This is a genomic window from Streptomyces sp. NPDC040432, from assembly GCF_055595445.1.
The window spans coordinates 227,974-245,367 of sequence record NZ_JBVIVP010000006.1 but is presented as its reverse complement, the minus strand read 5'-3'; the positions used below and the strand labels follow the sequence as shown (position 1 = coordinate 245,367).

The window sequence follows — 17,394 nt, the reverse complement described above, 5'->3', positions numbered from 1 at the left end:
GCAGCACGGGCGGGGCGGCACGAGGAGCTGGGGCAACTCCGAAAGGCGTTCGTACGAGCGGGAGTTGACGACCCGTACGGGTGGGTTCGCCGACCACGCCTTGACCTGAAGTTATCTTGAGGTTTTAGCGTGTGGGTCATGGACATGGAAGTCACGGCGTGGACCTCGCTCCACAGTGCGATCAACGCCCAGCAGGACCGGCGCCCCTTCAACCGGGCGAGCCTTCGCCGCATCGGCGGCTTCGCCCGCCCGCACCGCCGCGGGCTCGTGCTCTTCCTGCTGCTCAGCGTCATGGGCGCGCTGCTCGCGGTGGCGACCCCGCTCCTCGCCAGCCGGGTCGTCGACGCCATCGTGAAGGGCGGGGACGGCTCGGTGGTCACCCGGCTGGCCCTGCTCATCGCCGTGATCGCGGTCGCCGAGGCGGGCCTCGGCCTGCTGACCCGCAAGCTCTCCGCCACCCTCGGCGAGGGCCTGATCCTCGACCTGCGGACCGCGGTGTTCGACCACGTCCAGCGGCTGCCGGTCGCCTTCTTCACCCGGACCCGTACGGGCGCGCTCGTCAGCCGCCTCAACAATGACGTCATCGGCGCCCAACGCGCCTTCAGCAACACCCTGTCGGGGGTGGTCTCCAACACGGTGACGCTGGCGCTGACCCTGGTGGTGATGGTGAGCATCTCCTGGCAGATCACCCTGCTGGCCCTGGTGCTGCTTCCGGTGTTCGTCCTGCCGGCCCGCCGGATGGGAGTGCGGATGGCGGGCATGCAGCGGGAGGCCTCGGAGCTGAACGCGGCCATGGGGACCCAGATGACGGAACGCTTCTCCGCCCCCGGCGCCACCCTCGTCAAGCTCTTCGGCCGTCCGGCGGACGAGTCCGCCGAGTTCGCGGCCCGCGCGGGGCGGGTCCGGGACATCGGGATCCGCACGGCGATGGCCCAGTCGGCCTTCATCACCGCCCTGACACTGGTCTCCGCCCTCGCCCTCGCCCTGGTGTACGGCCTGGGCGGTCACTACGCGCTGCGCGGGACCCTGGACGCCGGTTCCGTCGTCGCGCTCGCCCTGCTCCTGACCCGGCTGTACGCACCGCTGACGGCCCTGGCCGGGGCCCGCGTCGAGGTGATGAGCGCCATGGTCAGCTTCGAACGGGTCTTCGAGATCCTCGACCTGAAGCCCCTGATCGCCGAGAAGCCCGACGCCCGTCGGGTGCCCGAGGGGCCGGTGTCGGTGGAGTTCGACGCGGTCTCGTTCGGTTACCCGTCGGCCGACAAGGTGTCCCTCGCCTCCCTGGAGGAGGTCGCCACGCTCGACACCCGGGGCGGGACCGAGGTGCTGCACGAGGTGTCCTTCCGGGCCGAGCCCGGCCAGATGATCGCCCTCGTCGGCTCCTCCGGCGCCGGCAAGTCCACCATCGCCCAACTGCTGCCCCGCCTGTACGACGCCGACGCGGGCTCGGTGCGCCTCGGCGGGATCGACGTACGGGACCTCACCGCCGACTCGATCCGCGACACGCTCGGCATGGTCACCCAGGACGGCCACCTCTTCCACGAGTCGGTCCGGGCCAACCTGGCGCTCGCCCGACCGCGGGCCACGGAGGAGGAGATCTGGGAGGCACTGCGCCGTTCCCGCCTGGACGGGCTCGTCGCCTCGCTCCCGGACGGCCTGGACACCGTCGTCGGCGAACGCGGCTACCGACTCTCCGGCGGGGAACGGCAGCGGCTGACCATCGCCCGACTGCTGCTGGCCCGCCAGCGGGTGGTCATCCTCGACGAGGCGACCGCCCATCTGGACAACACCTCCGAGGCCGCCGTGCAGGAGGCCCTGGCGGAGGCCCTGAGCGGGCGGACGGCCCTGGTCATCGCGCACCGGCTGTCGACCGTGCGGGCCGCCGACCTGATCCTGGTGCTGGAGGAGGGCAGGATCGTGGAACGCGGCACGCACGAGGAGTTGCTGGCCGCGGGGGGCCGCTACCAGGAACTCCACCGGACCCGGTTCGCCACCCCGGGCCGTGGGTCGGGCGGCGCCGTGACCGCCGCCGGAGCATGATGGCCGCGGGGCCCCGACCCGGGCCGTCGTCGATCCTGGAGTGAGTGATGGACATCAAGCTGGAACTGGTCGCCGTCCCCGTCACCGATGTGGACCGGGCCAAGGCCTTCTACGAGCGGGTCGGCTTCCACGCCGACCACGACGTCACGGTCAGCGAGGAGATCCGCTTCGTCCAGCTCACCCCACCCGGATCGGCCTGCTCCATCGCCATCGGCAAGGGCCTCACCCGGATGATCCCGGGATCCCTGGACAACATGCAGGTCGTGGTCGCGGACATCGAGGAGGCCTACGCGGACCTGCGGGGCCGGGGCATCGAGGTGACCGAGATCCAGGACATGCCCTGGGGCTCGTTCGTCTACTTCTCCGACCCCGACGGCAACGGCTGGGCCGTCCAGCAGACGAAGCCGCGGACGGCCGCCGGCTGACCGCGCGGCCGTCCACGCCGGCCCCCGGGACCGCCCCGCCCGTCAGTCGTCGAGGAAGACGATGCGGCGGGCCGGAGCGGAGGGGCCCTGCGAGGCCATGGCCGTGAACCGGCCGGCGGGGACGGCCCGCTCCCGACCCCACGCCCGGATCTCCTCGATCTGCTCCGGATTGTTGCGGCTGAGCGGCACCGTGTTGGCGAAGGTGTCCAGGACGAACGACGGCCGCATGTGCTGCGGACCGCCGCCCAGGTAGACCTCGGCGCCGACGTCGTGCAGCGCCGCCTCGATGTCGGAACCGGCGAACCCGTCGGACAGTTCCACGAGCCGGGCCAGCTGCTCGGGGTCGGGCTCGGTCCTCAGGTAGCGGCGGTAGTAGATGCCGATGATCTCCTCGCGGTCCTGCGCGTCGGGCAGGTCCACGAAGAAGAGCTCGTCGAAGCGGCCCTTGCGGAGCAACTCGGGCGGCAGACTGCGGACGTCGTTGGCGGTGGCGACGACGAAGGTCCGCGACCGGGACTCCTGGAGCCAGAACAGGAACTGGCCGATGATCCGCTGCGGCACCCCGGTCCCGTCACCCGCGCCGGCCAGGCCCTTCTCGATCTCGTCGATCCACAGCACGCAGGGCGCGACCCGGTCCGCGGTCTCCAACGCCTCCCGGAATCGGCCCTCCGACTCGCCCAGGTACTTGCCGTGGATGGAACCCATGTCCAGCCGGTACAGCGGCAGTTGCCACTGCGCGGCGATGGCCTTGGCCGACAGTGACTTGCCGCAGCCGGGAACGCCCACCAACAGGACGCCGCGCGGCGGCCGCAGGTCGGTGGCCCGCAGGTCGGCCTGGAGCAGTCGGCCCCTGCGTCGCAGCCAGTCCCGCAGGTTGGACAGGCCGCCCACCGCGTAGTCGGCGGCCTTCAGGGGCACCTTCTGCAGACCCGTCAGGTCGTTGAAGATGCGGTCCTTGGACTGGGCGAGGACCACGACGTCCCCCGCGTCGACCGAGCCCTTCGCGGCGACCGTCGCCATCAGGTTGATCGCCTCGCCCTCGGTGACCCCCACGAGGAACTCGGCGGCCCGCCGGGTGTCGCGTTCGTCCCAGGCGATCGGGATGTGGCCCCGGTGGTCATCGAGGAAGGCGGAGATCGTCGCGTACATCTCGTCGGCATCCGGCGGGTCGAGCTGGAGGCCCATGCCGAGGCGTTGGAGACCGCTCCAGACCTGGCCGTCGGTGATCAGGATGACGCTGCCCATGTTGGTGTCGGCCAGCCGCGCGAGTTCGGCGACGTGCCGGGTCAACGGGGTGTCGGCGTCCAGGTCGTCCGGTTCCACGAGGACCAGGGTCGCGTTGGGACGGGAGGTGAACTGGGACGCGGCGAACTCCATGGCGCCGGTGAGGGAACGGTCGTCCATCAGGGGCGCGTTGGTCCGCAGATCGCGCAGCCCGGTGGCCCGGGTGTAGATCCAGAACGGCATGGCCGCGCGCCGGGCGTGGGTGGCGGCCGTGCGTACGAGGCGCAGCGCCCGCTGCTGCTCGATGGTGCGGATGCAGATGACCGGGACCCGGGCGGAGATGTAGCTGTCGAGATCGCGATGGCATTCGGCGTGGTTGGACATGGGCTGCTGGTCTCCGGTCAGTCGGTGATGATGCGGCGGCGGGCGGGGGCCGCGGGGTCGTACGACCAGCCCTCGCCCGGCGCCGGCGCCGGCCGGTCCGGCCCGGGCGCTCCCGGGCCGGCCGTGATCAGCGGGTTCTCGCGCAGGGTGCGGCGGCGGTCCTCCAGGAGCCGTGGGTCCGAGCCGCCGCGCGCCGCCCGGTCCAGGGACGCCTCCAGTTGCTCCTGGAAGCCGGTGATCTGGCCCTCGACCAGCTCGCCCAACCGTTTGCGCAGGTCCTCGGGCAGGGCGGGGTGCGCGGCGAGCGCGCGGACGGCGTCGAGGCCGGTGCGTGCCTGGACCAGGGCGCGGCCCGCGTCGAACTCGTCGCGGGCCGCTTCCAGGGCGGCGGTCAGGGCCTCGGCCCAGTCGCGCAGGCGCCGGTCGAAGGCGGCGGTGAGCTGCTGGGAGAAACGGGCCCAGGTGTCCTGGTGGTAGTCGTCGGGGCGCAGCCCCGGAAGTCGGGCGGCGGCTTCGGCGGTGGCCGCGGCTCCGCCCGTGCTCCAGTCCCGGAGGTACTGCGTCCATGTCTGGTAGGCGCCGCCGTGGCCCCACAGGTTGCTCATGGTCGGGGTTGTTCCCGTCGGGTGCCGGGGCGGCGGACCACTTGTTCCCCGGGTGGCAGTGGGGACCAGTCCGGCAGTCCTTCGACGACGCGGCGCAGTCGGGCGGTGGTGCGTTCCTCGGCGGGTTCGGCGCCGGCGGCCCACAGCCTGCGGCGGGGAGCCCCGGGATCGGGTGTGGTCATGCGGGGTGCCCTCCCGGGGAGACGGTGCGGCCTGTGAAGGGGGTGTTCCCCTCGGTGGCGGTGGCAAGTGCGGCGATCAGTTCGCGTACCCGCCCCTCGACCGCGTCGGCCTCCTGGTAGGCCTGCTGCCAGTTGGTCAGGTCGGCACCGGCCCCGACGAGCCTGTGGAGGTCGTCGCGTCGGGCCTCGGCGAGCAGGAGCCGGGCGGAGTCCTGCACCCGGCGGTTCTTGGCGGCCCCCTGGTGGATCAGGAGCCAGCCGATGCCGCCGACGAGCAGGGGGATCACGACGGCCGCGGCGGGGCTGATCGCGTTCCCGATGAACAGGCCGATCAGGGCGGTGGCGAGGACCGCCACCACCTTCGCGGGGTACTTGTAGCCGAGGGCGTCGACGAAGGGGGCGGTGTGCCGGTCCCAGTGCTCGCCGAGCCGCTTCTCCAGTTCGGGCAGCGGCGTGTGGTAGGAGCCGGTCCAGGCCGGGAGGGTGAAGTTCTGTCCGGCCACCGGGTGGGTGGCATCGAAGCGGGCCTCCACGTCCTGCGGCACCGCGGCCCGGTAGTCCCGTGAGAAGCCCTGGTGGGCGTGGTGGAACCAGTCCCGGCAGGCGGCGACGGCGAGCCGCCGGGTGGCCTCGGAGGTGCCGATGGCGCCGGGGTTGAGGGCCGCGGTGCTCTGGACGGTGAGGTAGTCGAGGGTCACGTCGTAGGAGGCCGAGTCGGCGTCCGCGTCGGCCCGCGCCCGGGTGGTGTCGCCGTCATGGGCGACGACGGCCTCCTGGTAGGCGAGGTCGCGCCGCAACGGCAGTTCCTCGTTGTCGTACTCGGAGACGAGCCGGTCCAGGATGTCGTCGACGGCGTCCTCGATGCGGTACGTCGCGGCGGGTTCCGAGTTCAGGAGGGCCGTGTACTTGTCGAGGACGACCTGTTGGGTACGGGCGGCGGAAAGCACCTGCCCGAGCTGCGGCCACTGCGGCGACACCTGGTGCAGGAAGCTGAACTCGGCGCCGGTCACGGTCGGGCACAGGGAGCCGATCTCGGCCCGCCAACGGTCGATCTGGGCGTCCTGCGCCGCCGTGTCGCTGCCGAGCAGCTCGTGCCATTCGTCCAGGGCCTCGCGGAGCATGGCCCGGCCGGCCGGCCCGAAGGCGCCCTGGGCCACGGATTCCAGGATGACGGCGAACTCACGGCCCAGGGCCGCCGGGTCCTGGGCCAGCAGGTAGTGCCGGAGCCAGCGCGCCGATTCGGCGTGCCGGCCCTGCCGGCGCAGGACCAGTGCGAAGAACAGCGAGGTGCGGTCCGGTGAGCGGCGGAACGATTCCTGGACGGCGCGCTCACACAGGGTGGGGTCGTCGGCCGACCAGGCGGCGAGGGCGACCAGCGCGGGCGCCAGCCAGTACCTGGGCGTCTGGAGCATCAGCTCGTCACCGACCGTGCGGACGGTGTCCTCCGCGACGAGGCCGATGTCGAAGGCCTGGAGCATCCCGACGGCGGTGCGCCGGACCACCTTGTGGTGGCCGAATTCGTGGTCGATCCGGTCCTGGATGACGCCGACGCGGGTCTCCGCCCGTTGGAGGGCGGCCACGAGCCGCGCCTGGGCCGCGAACGCCTGGAACTCGTCGCGCAGTTCCTGGAGTTCGGTGCGGGTCTGTTGTTGCTTCGCCTCGACGGAGTTGACCTGACCCGAGACGTGGCCGACCTGTTCGGCGACGCCGGCCACCAGTCGGTTGATCTCGGCGACCTTCCGGTGCAGCCCGTGGTCGATCTCCGTCACGTGCTCTCCCCCGATCGCGGCGCGCTGGGCCGGACCACCGAACCGTTCTCCAGTACGGGCAGGACCATCCCGTCGGAGTAGACCTCCACCCAGGCGTAGCTCGGGCTGCGCGCCAGCATCCGGGCCGCTCCGTAGGGCTCCGGCAGGACGTCACCCGGCGCGTAGTGGGTGAGGATGGCGCCGAAGAGGTTGAGGATGTGGTCCACGTACGGCGGACCGAGGTGGCAGCGGGCGAGGAAGCCGATGGGCGCGCTGTGGTGTTGCACCTCGTACTGTTCGCGGATCCAGTCGGCGAGTCGGCGTCCCTCGGCGGCGTCGATTCCGGCGTCGAGCCGGGCCACCGCTTCGAGCAGTTCTCCCGACCGGCCGCGCAGCCGGTCGGCGAGCGGACCGGGCACGTCGGCGGCACCGGTGGTGGCGGCAGCCGGGCCGGTGTCCGTCCGGAGGTCCTGTGCGGGTCCTACGACACGACGCGGACGCTCGATGTAGCCCATGGTCCCCCCGTTTCGCGCATGGACCACGCAGGTTAGTGACGTTGCGTCAATCCTGCGACCCCAAAAGGCATTTGCGCCACCAACTCTGCGCAAGTGACCCCGATGCGAACCGTTTTCAGCCGGCGACCGTCCCGAAGACCGGCCGGACCGGCCGCACGGCGACGGCGTACGACCTGCTCGTGGGCACCGACGAGACCGCACGACCCTTCGGATCCCGCCTGTCCGATCCGCGCGGGTGCCCGGCCGATCCGCCCGGAACGCGACCGGCCGCTCCCACCGCACGCCCCGTCCGACCCGACCCCACCGGCCGCGCGTCGGCCCGGCCCGGGCCCTGATCGGCCACCGCCCCACCGGGCGTCGTTTGACCTTCAAGTGGGATGAAAGTCGACAATCGACGTCATGGACGGCACCCCTGAACTGATGAGCATCAGCGCGTTCGCCCGGCGGGTCGGGCTCGCGCCGAGCGCCCTGCGCTTCTACGACGACTGCGGGGTCCTGCCCCCGGCACAGGTCGACGCGGTCACCGGATACCGCTCCTACTCCGTCGGGCAGCAGGACCGGGCCGTACTGCTGAGGTCGCTGCGCGCGGCCGGTCTGGCCCTGCCGGACGTGGTGACCGTGCTCGATGGGCCGGCCGACGGGGCCCGGGAGGTGCTGGAGCGGCACCGGACGGCGGTACGGGAGCACGGGCGGGCCGCCGACGCGGCGATCCGCGCCGTCCTGGACGGCCTTCCCGCCGGCTCCGCCCGCACCGGGTTCACCCTGGGCGGGGCCGAACTGGCCAGTGCCGCGCGGCAGGTGGCCCCGGCGGCCGGCCGCGATCCCGCGTTCCCGGTGCTCGGCTGCGTGCTCGTGGAGTTCGACGAGGACGAGGTCCGCTTCGTGGCCACCGACCGCTACCGGCTGTCGGTGCGCACCCTGCGGCCCACCGGTGTGAGCGGGCCGCCGGGACAGGTGCTGATCGGGGCGCGGACCCTGGTCGGGCTCGGGGCGTGGGCCGCCCGCGCCGGCGAGGTGGCCCTGTCGGCGGGGCCCGCCGGGAGCCCGCTGCTCGTGCGGCATCCGGGCGGCGCCCGCGAGGTGGCCGTCGAGACCGGGGCCTATCCCGCCTACCGGGAGGTGCTCGCGGCACTGGAGGCACCCGCCCATCGGGTGGTCGTGGACCGGGCGGCGCTGCTCGCCGCCCTGGAGAGCCGGCCCGACGGGGTGGCGGTCCCCGTCGAGCTGGGGCGGGACCGTCTGTTGGTGGGGCGGGCCGCGCTGCCCGCCGTGCGTGAGGAGTCCGAGCCGGTACGCCTCGCCTTCGACCCGGCGGTACTGGGGGCCGCACTGGAGGCCGGGGTCGGGCCGGACGTACTGCTGGAGGTGTCGGGTCCGGCCCTGCCCGTGCTGGTGCGCTCCGCCGACCAGGGCAGTTTCACCACCCTGGTGATGCCCGTCGCCCTCCCGGAGGGCTGACCCCGCCCGAGGACCGCCCCGAGCCGCCCCGACCCGGACCGGCCCCCGCCCCTGCCCCGCCCCCGCGCCGCGCCGCCCGACGGCGGCACCCGTCCGGGCCCGCGGCCACACCCCCGAGGAGATCCCGTGGACCCCGACAACATCGTCGTACGCCTGTGCACCGAGGGCATGGCCGCCGAGGCCGCCGGCCGGGGCGAGGCCGCGCACGCCCTCTTCCGCCGGGCCTGGGACGCGGCCCGCGACGACTACGAGGCCTGCGTCGCCGCCCACTACCTGGCCCGGCACCAGCCGACCCCCGAGGACACCGCGCGTTGGAACCGCACCTGCCTTGAGCTCGCCGACCTGGTGAGCGACGAGCGCGTCCGCCCCTTCTACCCGTCGCTGCACGGGGCGCTGGGCCGCGCCCTGCTCGAACTCGGTGAGCGGGCCGAGGCCCGCGCACACTTCGAAGCGGGCGCCGCCCGCCTGGGTGACCTGCCTCCGGGCCCCTACGCCGACTGGCTGCGACTGCGCGTCGCGGACGGGCTGCGCGCGACGGATCCCCGGCCCGCCGACCCCGATCCGGTGCGCCCGCTGCTGGAGCGGCTGTGCGCCCGCGCCGACCTCGCCTCGCTCGCCCTGCTGCTGCCCCCGTACCTCGCGAACCTCCACGGGCCGGCCGACGAGGAGCACCTGACCGCGGCCCTGCGCATGCTGCACGCCGAACGTCGGCTTCCCGAGCCGGACCTGACCGCGCTCGCCGACGTCATCGCCGCCCGGCAGCCGAGCGCCGCCACCACCATCGCCCGGGGTTCCACCGGCAGCGTCTAGGTGACGTGGGAGCGGGCGCGTTGGGCGTGGCCGTGGCGGACGCCTTCCTGGAAGGCGGCCTCGTAGGCCCGGTCGCCCAGCGCGCCCCGGGCCGTGCGTTCGAACTCCGCCCGTACGGGCCCGAGTTCCGGGGTACCCCGTTGGGGGTGTCCGACCGCCTGCCAGTAGGCGTGGCCGGCGCCGTAGTCGTGCGCGGCTCCCGCCTCGTCGCCCGCGGCGGCCCGGGCGGCGGCCAGCAGGTCGAGGCCGAGTGCCGTGCCGAAGCTGTCGCCGAGTTCCCGCTTGCCGTCCAGCATGGCCCGGGCGTGTGCGGCGGAGTCGACGGGGCGGCCCTCGAAGAGGGAGATCAGGGCCAGTTGGTAGTCGGCGTAGGCGCGGGTCCAGTGTTCCTCGCGGGCGGCGCAGCCGGCCCGCAGCCGTTCCGCGTGGTCCCGGGCGTCGTCGAAGAGGCCCATCCCGGTGAGGGCGAACACCCGGACGAGGTGGCAGCGCAGCCGTGGCGGCGAGTCGAACGGGGTGCCGGGGTGGGCCTCCAGGGCGTTGTCGGCGACGATCCGGGCGGCGAGCGGCCGGCCGGCCAGGAGGTGGCTCAGGCCCAGCAGGTAGGCGGCGTCGAGGGCGGCGGGCGCGCCGGCCTCCTCGCTCGCGGCGAGTGCCTCGCAGGTGACCGCCAGCCGGTGGGCCTCCTCCTGCTCCCCCTGGAGGAGCAGGGTGACCCCGAGCGCCCACAGGGCTCGGATCCGGTCGTCGAGGTCGACGTCCTCGGGGCGGGCGGCCGCCAGGGACCGTTCCAGGTAGCTCCGGGCGGCGTGCAGATGGCCGCAGCAGGCCCAGAAGAAGCCGACGCGGCCCGCCAGTTCCACGGCGACGGCCGGTTCGGTGGCCAGGTGGTGGTCGAGGGCGGCGCACAGGTCCTGGTGGCCGGTGGCGATCCGGTGGTAGGCGTCCCGCTGCCCCGGGCCGAGCCATTGCCGTTCGGCCGTGCGCACCAGGTCGAGGAAGTACGCGGCGTGTCGGGCCCGCAGGGCGTCCTGTTCGCCGACGCCGTCGAGCCACATGGCCCCGTACTCCCGGATGGTGTCGAGCATCCGGTGGCCGCCGTCCGGGAAGCGGCGTACGACGGATTTGTCGGTCAGCGCCGCCAACAGTGGCGGTACGTCGGCGGGCCGCAGCGGGGGCGCGGAGCAGACGGCCGTCGCGGCCGACTCGTCGAAGCCGCCGCCGAAGACGGACAGCCGCAGCCACAGCAGGCGTTCGCGCGGCGCGCACCACTCGTGGCTCCAGCCGATGGCCGTGCGCAGGGCCCGGTGGCGGGGCGGCAGTACGTCCGGTCCGCCGGCAGCGGGGAGCAGGCCGATGCGGCGGGCCAGGCGTGCGGCGAGGTCCTCGACGGTGTGCTCCGCCAACTGGGCGGCGGCCAGTTCCAGCGCGAGGGGGATCCCTTCGAGGCGGGCGCAGATGGCGCGGGCGGCAGTGATCCGCTCGGGCGTCCACGCGGGCGGCTGCCCGGGCCGGGAGGCGTCGGCGCGGGCGGTGAACAGGGCGAGGGCCTCGTCGGAGCCGGCGGTGTGGGGCAGCGGGCCGATCAGCATGACGTGTTCGTCGGCGAGTGCGAGGGGCTCCCGGCTGGTCACGAGGACGACGAGGTGCGGGGCCGCCTCCAGCAGGTCCCGTACGAGGTCGCGGACGGCGGCGGTCAGGTGCTCGCAGCAGTCCAGTACGAGGAGCAGTCGGCGGTCGCCGATCCAGGTCCGCACGGCTTCGGCGAGGGTGCGGGGGGTGTGGTCGGCCAGGTCGAGGGCGTCGGCGACGGTGTCGAGGAGGAGCCGGTCGTCGGGCAGCGGGGACAGGTGGGCCCAGTGGATCCCGTCGGGGAAGGGGTCCCGTGCGGAGGCGGTGTGACGTAGGGCCCGCCGGGCCAGCCGGGTCTTGCCGACACCGCCCGGTCCCGTCAGGGTGATCAGCCGGCGGGCGGCCAAGGCCGTGCGCAGCGCGTCCAGTTCGTCGTTCCGGCCGACGAAGGCGGCGGGTCCGCCCTCGGCGTCCTCGGCATCATGTCCCAGCACCCGCCCAGTCTGTCGTACGGCGCGGGTTCCGCGTACCGTCCCCGGGAAGGCGATGTCCCGAAGGGCGCCCGAGGGCCGCCCCGGTGCGGCGCGGTCGGCGTCGGCGTCAGGGGGCGAGGACGTCGAGCTCGTCGAGGGCCCCGAGGGCGATCCGGCGGGTCAGGGCCTCGGCGGCGACGGCGTCCCCCTCGCGGACGGCTTCGGCGACGCGGACGTGGAGGGTCACGGCGGCCGGGTCGGGGTCGTGGAACATCACGGAGTGCTGGGTGCGGCCGGTGAGCACCTCGGCGACGACGTCGCCCAGCCGGGCGAACATCTCGTTGCCGGAGGCGTTCAGCACGATGCGGTGGAAGGCGATGTCGTGGCCGAGGTAGCCCTCCAGTTGGTGGCCGCGGGAGGTGCGGACCATGCCGAGGGCGGCTTCGGTGAGCTGGGCGCACTGCTGCGGGGTGGCGCGTTCGGCGGCGAGCCCGGCGGCGACCGGTTCGACGGCGGAGCGCAGCACGGTCAGGGAGCGGAGCTGGCGGGGCCGGTCGGTGCCGGCGAGGCGCCAGCGGATGACGCGGGGGTCGTAGACGTTCCATTCCTCGGCGGGGCGGACGGTGACGCCGACCCGGCGGCGGGATTCGACGAGCTGCATGGATTCCAGCACGCGGACGACCTCGCGGACGACGGTTCGCGAGGCGTCGAAGCGTTCGGCGATCTCGTCGGTGCGCAGGACGCTGCCCGGGGGGTGCTCGCCGGCCGTGATGGCGAGGCCGAGGGTGTCCAGCACCAGGGAGTGGAGGCCTTGCGCCGGGCTGCCGTCGGTGGTCATGGCGTAAGCGTACGGTGACGACCGGGCGAGCGAATGATGTGATGTATGCCGCCCGACTCTTGAATAAGTACTACTTAATAGGCTTCAGTGGTGCCACACGAACCGATGTCGACGAGGACAGCGAGGTACGACGTGAGCTCCCAGCGCGTCATTGTGGTGATGGGCGTCGCCGGCACCGGCAAGACGACCGTGGGGCGACTGCTCGCCACCGCGCTCGAACTTCCGTACGCCGAGGGCGACGCCTTCCACCCGGCGGCCAACGTCGCCAAGATGTCCGCCGGAACCCCGCTGGACGACGCCGACCGGTGGCCGTGGCTGGACGCCATCGGGGACTGGATCCGCGACCGGGCCGGAACCCGTGGCGGGGTCGTCGCGGCGTCCGCGCTCAAGCGCGCCTACCGCGACCGGTTGCGGGCCGCCGCGCCCGGGGCCGTGTTCGTCCACCTCACCGGGGACCGACCTCTGATCGAGCGGCGCATGGCCGAGCGCAAGGGCCACTTCATGCCCACCGCCCTGCTCGCATCGCAGTTCACCACGCTCGAACCGCTCCGGGCGGACGAGCTCGGTGTCGTCGTCGACGTGTCCGGGTCCCCCGAAGAGATCACCGCCCGGGCACTGGCCGCGCTCGCCGCGCTCCCCCTGCCGCACCGCCCCTAGAGATTCGAGGATCCGTCACCGTGACCAGTCTCAGCGTCGAGACTCTGGCAGCGGCCGCCACCGGACCGATCACCTCGGCCGGGAACACCCGGCTGGGCCTCGCCGTCCTCGCGGGTATCGCCGTCATCGTCCTGCTCATATCCCGCCTCAAGCTGCACGCCTTCCTCGCCCTGACCATCGGCTCGCTCGCCCTGGGCGTGTTCGCCGGCGCGCCGCTCGCCAAGACCGTCACCAGCTTCACCGCCGGACTCGGCTCCACGGTCGCGGGGGTCGGCGTGCTGATCGCGCTCGGCGCGATCCTGGGCAGGCTACTGGCGGATTCCGGGGGCGCCGACGAGATCGTGGACACCATCCTGGCCCGGGCGAAGGGCCGGGCCATGCCGTGGGCCATGGTCCTGATCGCCTCCGTGATCGGTCTGCCGCTGTTCTTCGAGGTCGGCATCGTCCTGCTGATCCCGGTCGTCCTGCTGGTCGCCAAGCGCGGCAACTACTCCCTGATGCGGATCGGCATTCCGGCGCTGGCCGGACTCTCGGTGATGCACGGGTTGATCCCGCCGCACCCCGGGCCCCTGGTCGCCATCGACGCCCTGCGCGCGAACCTCGGCGTCACCCTCGCCCTCGGCGTGCTCGTCGCGATCCCGACCGTGATCATCGCGGGTCCGCTGTTCGCCCGGTACGCGGCCCGCTGGGTGGACATCCCCGCGCCCGAGCACATGATCCCGCAGAGCGCGTCCGTGGACCCCGAGCACCGGCCGCGCTTCGGGGCGACCGTCTTCACCGTGCTGCTGCCGGTGGCGTTGATGCTGATCAAGGCACTGGTCGACATCGTCGTCAACGACCCCGCGAACGGGCTCCAGCGGGTCACCGACGTCGCCGGTTCCCCGCTGATCGCCCTACTCGCGGCGGTCCTCGTCGGGATGTTCACCCTCGGTCGGGCCGCCGGCTTCACCAAGGAACGCCTGTCGTCCACCGTGGAGAAGTCACTCGCCCCCATCGCGGGCATCCTGCTGATCGTCGGCGCGGGCGGCGGCTTCAAGCAGACCCTGATCGACGTGGGCGTCGGGCAGATGATCCTGGACCTGTCCGAGAACTGGGCCGTCCCGACCCTGCTGCTGGCCTGGCTCATCGCCGTGACCATCCGGCTCGCGACGGGATCGGCGACCGTGGCCACCATTTCCGCCGCGGGCCTGGTGGCCCCCCTCGCCGCCGGTATGGGTACGACGGAGACCGCCCTGCTGGTCCTGGCCATCGGCGCGGGCTCGCTGTTCTTCAGCCACGTCAACGACGCCGGGTTCTGGCTGGTCAAGGAGTACTTCGGGATGACCGTCGGACAGACCCTGAAGACCTGGTCGGTGATGGAGACCATCATCTCGGTGGTCGGCCTCGGCTTCGTGCTGCTGCTCTCCCTGGTCCTCTGAGCATTCGGCCGGCCTTCTGAGCCTTCCGACGGCCCGCGGGTCGGCGCCGCCCGCGGGAATCAGCCGCGCGGGCGGCGCCGGCCGATGTCCATCTGGGCGGCGGCGAGGGCGAACCCGTCGGCGGCCTTCGCGCAGCGGTCCGCGAGCGCGGTGATCTCGGCCCGGAACGCGTCGCCCTGCGGACCCCGCCAGTCCAGCGCGTCGGCGCCCGCGCGCAGCCGTCGGGCGTGCGAGCGCAGGGCCGCGCAATGGCTGCGCAGGCCGTCGGCCGGGGCGGGCGGACCCGGAACCGGCCGGGGACAGTCGCTCAAGGGCTCCTCCAGGGGAGTGTCGTCGTGGGGCCGCCGGCCGCCCGGACGGCCGTGCCACGGATCCGGCGGGACGTCGCCCGCGGGGTCGGGGCGCCGGACCCGGTCAGTCACGGCCGGGCAGCGGGACGAGGCGCGAGTCCGAGATCCTGCCGCCCAGCCGCGCCGCGTCGGCTGCGCCGGCCCCCGGCACGCACAACAGCCGGGTACCCGGGCCCGCGTGCGCCCCGACCCCGGCGGGCACCCCGACGGCCACGACGTGGGTGACGGCGTAGACGGCGGTGAAGTCCCGGTCCCGAGCCAGTTCCAGCGCGGCGACCGCGCCCAGGCCCCGCCCGACCAGGGCCAGTTCGGCCCCCGAGGGGATTTCGCCGCGCACGGCCCGCGCCACCGCGCGGATCGTCGCGCAGGCCCGGTCCGGCAGGTGGACGACGTGCCGCAGCGCTCCGTCGTCACCGGTCAGTTCCTGGACGAGCACGGCATCGGACCCGGCGATCAGCCCGGTGTTGCGCACGTAGCCGGCGAGGGTGGCGGTGGTGTCGGCGGCGCCGGGAGTCACCTCGCCGGGACCCGGGGGTTCCTCACGTACCGGGCCCGGGTCGAAGAAGGCGCGCAGGGCGGCGCCGAGACCCAGGAGAGGAGGCGCGGTCACGGCCCGGCCGGTGGCGACCTGCCAGCCCGCGTGGTCGTTGAAGGGGTTCTCGTCGGTCAGGGCCTGCCAGGCCAGGATGTCCGCGAAGGACGGCGCAAGTGCCGTGAAGGCGTGCCGGGCGCCGCGCTCGCGGACCACGGCACGGAACGCACGGGTCGCGTCGGCCTGCCTGCCCTGCGCCACGGCACGCAGGACGGCCGCGCAGTCGGGGTCGGCGTACAGCTCGGGCCGGTCCAGGCCCGCGACCCTGATCCGGGCCTTCAGACCGCACACGGCGGTGCTCACGGCCAGGTTCTCCCGGCGGGCCAGGATCCCCGCGAGCCAGCCGGCGCTCGCCACGCCCCGCCCGCGCGGGGCCCAACCGAGTCCGGCCGGGTCGGTGAGGGTGTGCAGCAGGGTGCGCCAGGCCCGGCGGCGCCCTCCCCGGCCCAGCAACGCGGCGGCCGGCAGCCGGGCTCCGAGGGCGAGTCCGGATGCGTACCGGGCGGCCTCGCCGACGGCGTCGGCGGCTTCGGCCAGTTCCCGGCACAGGGCGTCGAGCGTCTCGACATCCGGGTCGGCGGCCGGGGCGGTCACGGCGTCGGACATGGGTTCCTCGCGTCGTGCGCAGGGGGCGGGGGCAACCGCGGACCCCCGCAACGCCGGCGGTCCACGGACGGTGACTTCGGGATCACCGTACGTCGCCGTGCCGGGGTGCGCGCTCCGACTGCGCTACGGGAGTGGGTCGAGGCCCCCGAGCAGGGCGGCGGTGTCCAGGCCGGCGGTGAGGTACTCGGTGAAGACGGGGTTGTGCAGGGCCCAGGGAGAGCGGCGGGCGCGGATCAGGTCGATGGCCCCGACGGCGGGCATGCCCCGGTCGACGAGGCACTGGGCCACGACGAGGCCCGAGCGGTTGTATCCGGAGTAGCAGCGCACGAGGGTGCGGCGGCCCGAGTCCACGGCCCGCCCGGCGGTGCGGGCGAGGTGCTGGACGCCGCGGAGCTGGATGGTGGTGAGCGCCGCGTCCGGCATCTCGCCGACGATGTGTTCGGTGTCCGGCCCGGGGCCGTGGCCGGGGACGGTGAACAAGCTGATGACGAGGTCGAACTCGTTCCCGACGACGGCGGTGCGCAGGCCACCGACCCCGTCGGCCCAGATGTGACCGCCCATCCAGAGACCGGGTGTGATCTCGTCCCAGCGGGTTCGGGGGTCGGGCACGTCCGAGGGCTTCCGGCTGGTCTTCTTCATGCTTTCGGATCGTACAACAGCAGCTCAAACACCGGGAGTTGCAACGAACACGGCCTCACGGAAGGCGGTGCGCAACGTGCTGCCGCGGCCCGGTCCCGGGGTGGTTCGCAGGGTGGCCCAGCGGCCGTGGCGGGGGGAGATCCACAGGGCCGGGCCGGCCCCGGACGGCGGGTGGTGGGCCCACACCCCGGCGGGCGCGGGATGCCAGAGCAGGCCGCGGGCGGGGGTGAGTTCACCGGTGCGGATGCGCAGCGATTCGGTCGTCCAGGCGTGGGCGATGGGGTGGTCCGCCCCGGACAACAGGTGCCGCAGGAACCGGGCGAGGTCGGCGCCGGTGGTGTGGAGGGTCGTGTCGGCCGGGCGGGTGCGGGCCATGCCGAGGGGGGCCCAGATCCTGGTGGCGGCGAATTCGGTCGGCGGGACGCCGCACAGGTGCTCGGCGAGCCGGGTGAGCGCCGCCAGGGCGGCCGGTCCGTCGGCGTGGGTGAGCAGGTGGTGGGCGGTGGTTCCGCCGGGCAGTCCGTCCGCGGCCTGGCCGCCGTATGCGGTGAGGGGGGTGTGGAGGGTCAGCTCGCCGCTGGTGACGAGGCTGCCGAGGACGGGCCACACCGCCAGTACGGCCGTCAGGGCGCCGGCGTCGAACGGGCTCTCGTCGTCGGCGTCCGAAGCCGCGTGGACGGAGTCCGCCGAACCCACCGCCCAGATCGCGTCCGGGTCGGCGCGGCCCACGAGGGCGTCGATCCGGGCGCCCTGCTCGCTGTGCGGGGTGGTCATGGTCGGCCACGCTACGTCGCCCCGCGCGGCGCGCCGGGCAGGTCGTGGCGGAGTCGGCGTCCGCCACCCGAATGCCGGGGGCGG

At 73.8% G+C, this 17,394-nt stretch carries 17 protein-coding genes; 6 read left to right on the top strand and 11 right to left on the bottom strand.

Going from position 1 to position 17,394, the window contains the following annotated elements; translation table 11 throughout:
* Nucleotides 1–138: 138 nt before the first annotated feature.
* Nucleotides 139–2,040, top strand: coding sequence for an ABC transporter ATP-binding protein (locus ACZ58N_RS16380; protein WP_471159645.1), 1,902 nt, complete (start codon nt 139–141; stop codon nt 2,038–2,040).
* Nucleotides 2,041–2,087: 47 nt separating this feature from the next.
* A complete protein-coding gene (locus ACZ58N_RS16375; RefSeq protein WP_471159643.1) occupies nt 2,088–2,465 on the top strand; it encodes a VOC family protein in 378 nt (125 codons plus the stop codon).
* Nucleotides 2,466–2,507: 42 nt separating this feature from the next.
* Here ACZ58N_RS16375 and ACZ58N_RS16370 read toward each other — a convergent pair whose 3' ends face one another.
* Genes ACZ58N_RS16370 through ACZ58N_RS16350 form a run of 5 tightly spaced genes read right to left on the bottom strand, consistent with a single transcriptional unit; the run spans nt 2,508 to nt 7,123 of the window.
* Entirely contained in the window at nt 2,508–4,073 is a 1,566-nt protein-coding gene (locus ACZ58N_RS16370) for an AAA family ATPase (RefSeq protein ID WP_471159641.1), read from the bottom strand.
* Between the two features lie 17 nt (nt 4,074–4,090).
* Nucleotides 4,091–4,678: a hypothetical protein gene (locus tag ACZ58N_RS16365; RefSeq protein ID WP_471159639.1), complete on the bottom strand. Its 588-nt coding sequence runs from the start codon at nt 4,676–4,678 to the stop codon at nt 4,091–4,093.
* Complete coding sequence (locus ACZ58N_RS16360) at nt 4,675–4,860, bottom strand: hypothetical protein (protein WP_471159637.1); 186 nt, start codon at nt 4,858–4,860, stop codon at nt 4,675–4,677. Before ACZ58N_RS16360 ends, ACZ58N_RS16365 begins: the two co-directional genes overlap by 4 nt.
* A complete protein-coding gene (locus ACZ58N_RS16355; protein WP_471159635.1) occupies nt 4,857–6,629 on the bottom strand; it encodes a hypothetical protein in 1,773 nt (590 codons plus the stop codon). The genes ACZ58N_RS16360 and ACZ58N_RS16355 overlap by 4 nt, the downstream gene beginning before the upstream one ends.
* Nucleotides 6,626–7,123 carry a hypothetical protein gene (locus ACZ58N_RS16350; RefSeq protein WP_471159633.1) on the bottom strand — a complete coding sequence of 166 codons (498 nt, stop codon included), beginning with the start codon at nt 7,121–7,123 and terminating at the stop codon, nt 6,626–6,628. The genes ACZ58N_RS16355 and ACZ58N_RS16350 overlap by 4 nt, the downstream gene beginning before the upstream one ends.
* 399 nt (nt 7,124–7,522) lie before the next feature.
* On the opposite strand from ACZ58N_RS16350, the gene ACZ58N_RS16345 reads away from it, so the two are divergent.
* Together ACZ58N_RS16345 and ACZ58N_RS16340 are read left to right on the top strand one after the other, a co-directional pair.
* On the top strand, nt 7,523–8,581 hold the full coding sequence (locus ACZ58N_RS16345) for a DNA polymerase III subunit beta family protein (protein WP_471159631.1): 1,059 nt from the start codon (nt 7,523–7,525) through the stop codon (nt 8,579–8,581).
* Between the two features lie 126 nt (nt 8,582–8,707).
* Nucleotides 8,708–9,391: a hypothetical protein gene (locus ACZ58N_RS16340; protein WP_471159629.1), complete on the top strand. Its 684-nt coding sequence runs from the start codon at nt 8,708–8,710 to the stop codon at nt 9,389–9,391.
* On the opposite strand, the gene ACZ58N_RS16335 is transcribed toward ACZ58N_RS16340, so the two are convergent.
* Together ACZ58N_RS16335 and ACZ58N_RS16330 are read right to left on the bottom strand one after the other, a co-directional pair.
* Entirely contained in the window at nt 9,388–11,457 is a 2,070-nt protein-coding gene (locus ACZ58N_RS16335) for an ATP-binding protein (RefSeq protein ID WP_471159627.1), read from the bottom strand. The genes ACZ58N_RS16340 and ACZ58N_RS16335 overlap by 4 nt on opposite strands.
* A gap of 106 nt (nt 11,458–11,563) precedes the next feature.
* The gene (locus ACZ58N_RS16330; RefSeq protein WP_471159625.1) at nt 11,564–12,274 is read right to left on the bottom strand and encodes a FadR/GntR family transcriptional regulator; all 711 of its coding nucleotides are present in this window, start codon (nt 12,272–12,274) and stop codon (nt 11,564–11,566) included.
* Nucleotides 12,275–12,379: 105 nt separating this feature from the next.
* Here ACZ58N_RS16330 and ACZ58N_RS16325 point away from each other — a divergent pair, with 105 nt between their 5' ends.
* The gene (locus ACZ58N_RS16325) at nt 12,380–12,931 is read left to right on the top strand and encodes a gluconokinase (protein WP_471160124.1); all 552 of its coding nucleotides are present in this window, start codon (nt 12,380–12,382) and stop codon (nt 12,929–12,931) included.
* A gap of 20 nt (nt 12,932–12,951) precedes the next feature.
* Entirely contained in the window at nt 12,952–14,349 is a 1,398-nt protein-coding gene (locus ACZ58N_RS16320) for a GntP family permease (RefSeq protein ID WP_471159623.1), read from the top strand.
* A 59-nt stretch (nt 14,350–14,408) separates the two neighbouring features.
* Here the strand turns inward: ACZ58N_RS16320 and ACZ58N_RS16315 are convergent, their stop codons facing one another.
* The 4 genes from ACZ58N_RS16315 to ACZ58N_RS16300 all read right to left on the bottom strand — a co-directional run bounded on the left by ACZ58N_RS16315 (nt 14,409) and on the right by ACZ58N_RS16300 (nt 17,310).
* Nucleotides 14,409–14,660 carry a hypothetical protein gene (locus tag ACZ58N_RS16315; protein ID WP_471159621.1) on the bottom strand — a complete coding sequence of 84 codons (252 nt, stop codon included), beginning with the start codon at nt 14,658–14,660 and terminating at the stop codon, nt 14,409–14,411.
* Between the two features lie 103 nt (nt 14,661–14,763).
* Nucleotides 14,764–15,897, bottom strand: a complete 1,134-nt coding sequence (locus ACZ58N_RS16310; protein WP_471159619.1) for a hypothetical protein — start codon at nt 15,895–15,897, stop codon at nt 14,764–14,766.
* Between the two features lie 123 nt (nt 15,898–16,020).
* Nucleotides 16,021–16,536: a protein-tyrosine phosphatase family protein gene (locus ACZ58N_RS16305; RefSeq protein ID WP_471159617.1), complete on the bottom strand. Its 516-nt coding sequence runs from the start codon at nt 16,534–16,536 to the stop codon at nt 16,021–16,023.
* Between the two features lie 24 nt (nt 16,537–16,560).
* Nucleotides 16,561–17,310: a serine hydrolase domain-containing protein gene (locus ACZ58N_RS16300; RefSeq protein WP_471159615.1), complete on the bottom strand. Its 750-nt coding sequence runs from the start codon at nt 17,308–17,310 to the stop codon at nt 16,561–16,563.
* Nucleotides 17,311–17,394 lie beyond the last annotated feature (84 nt).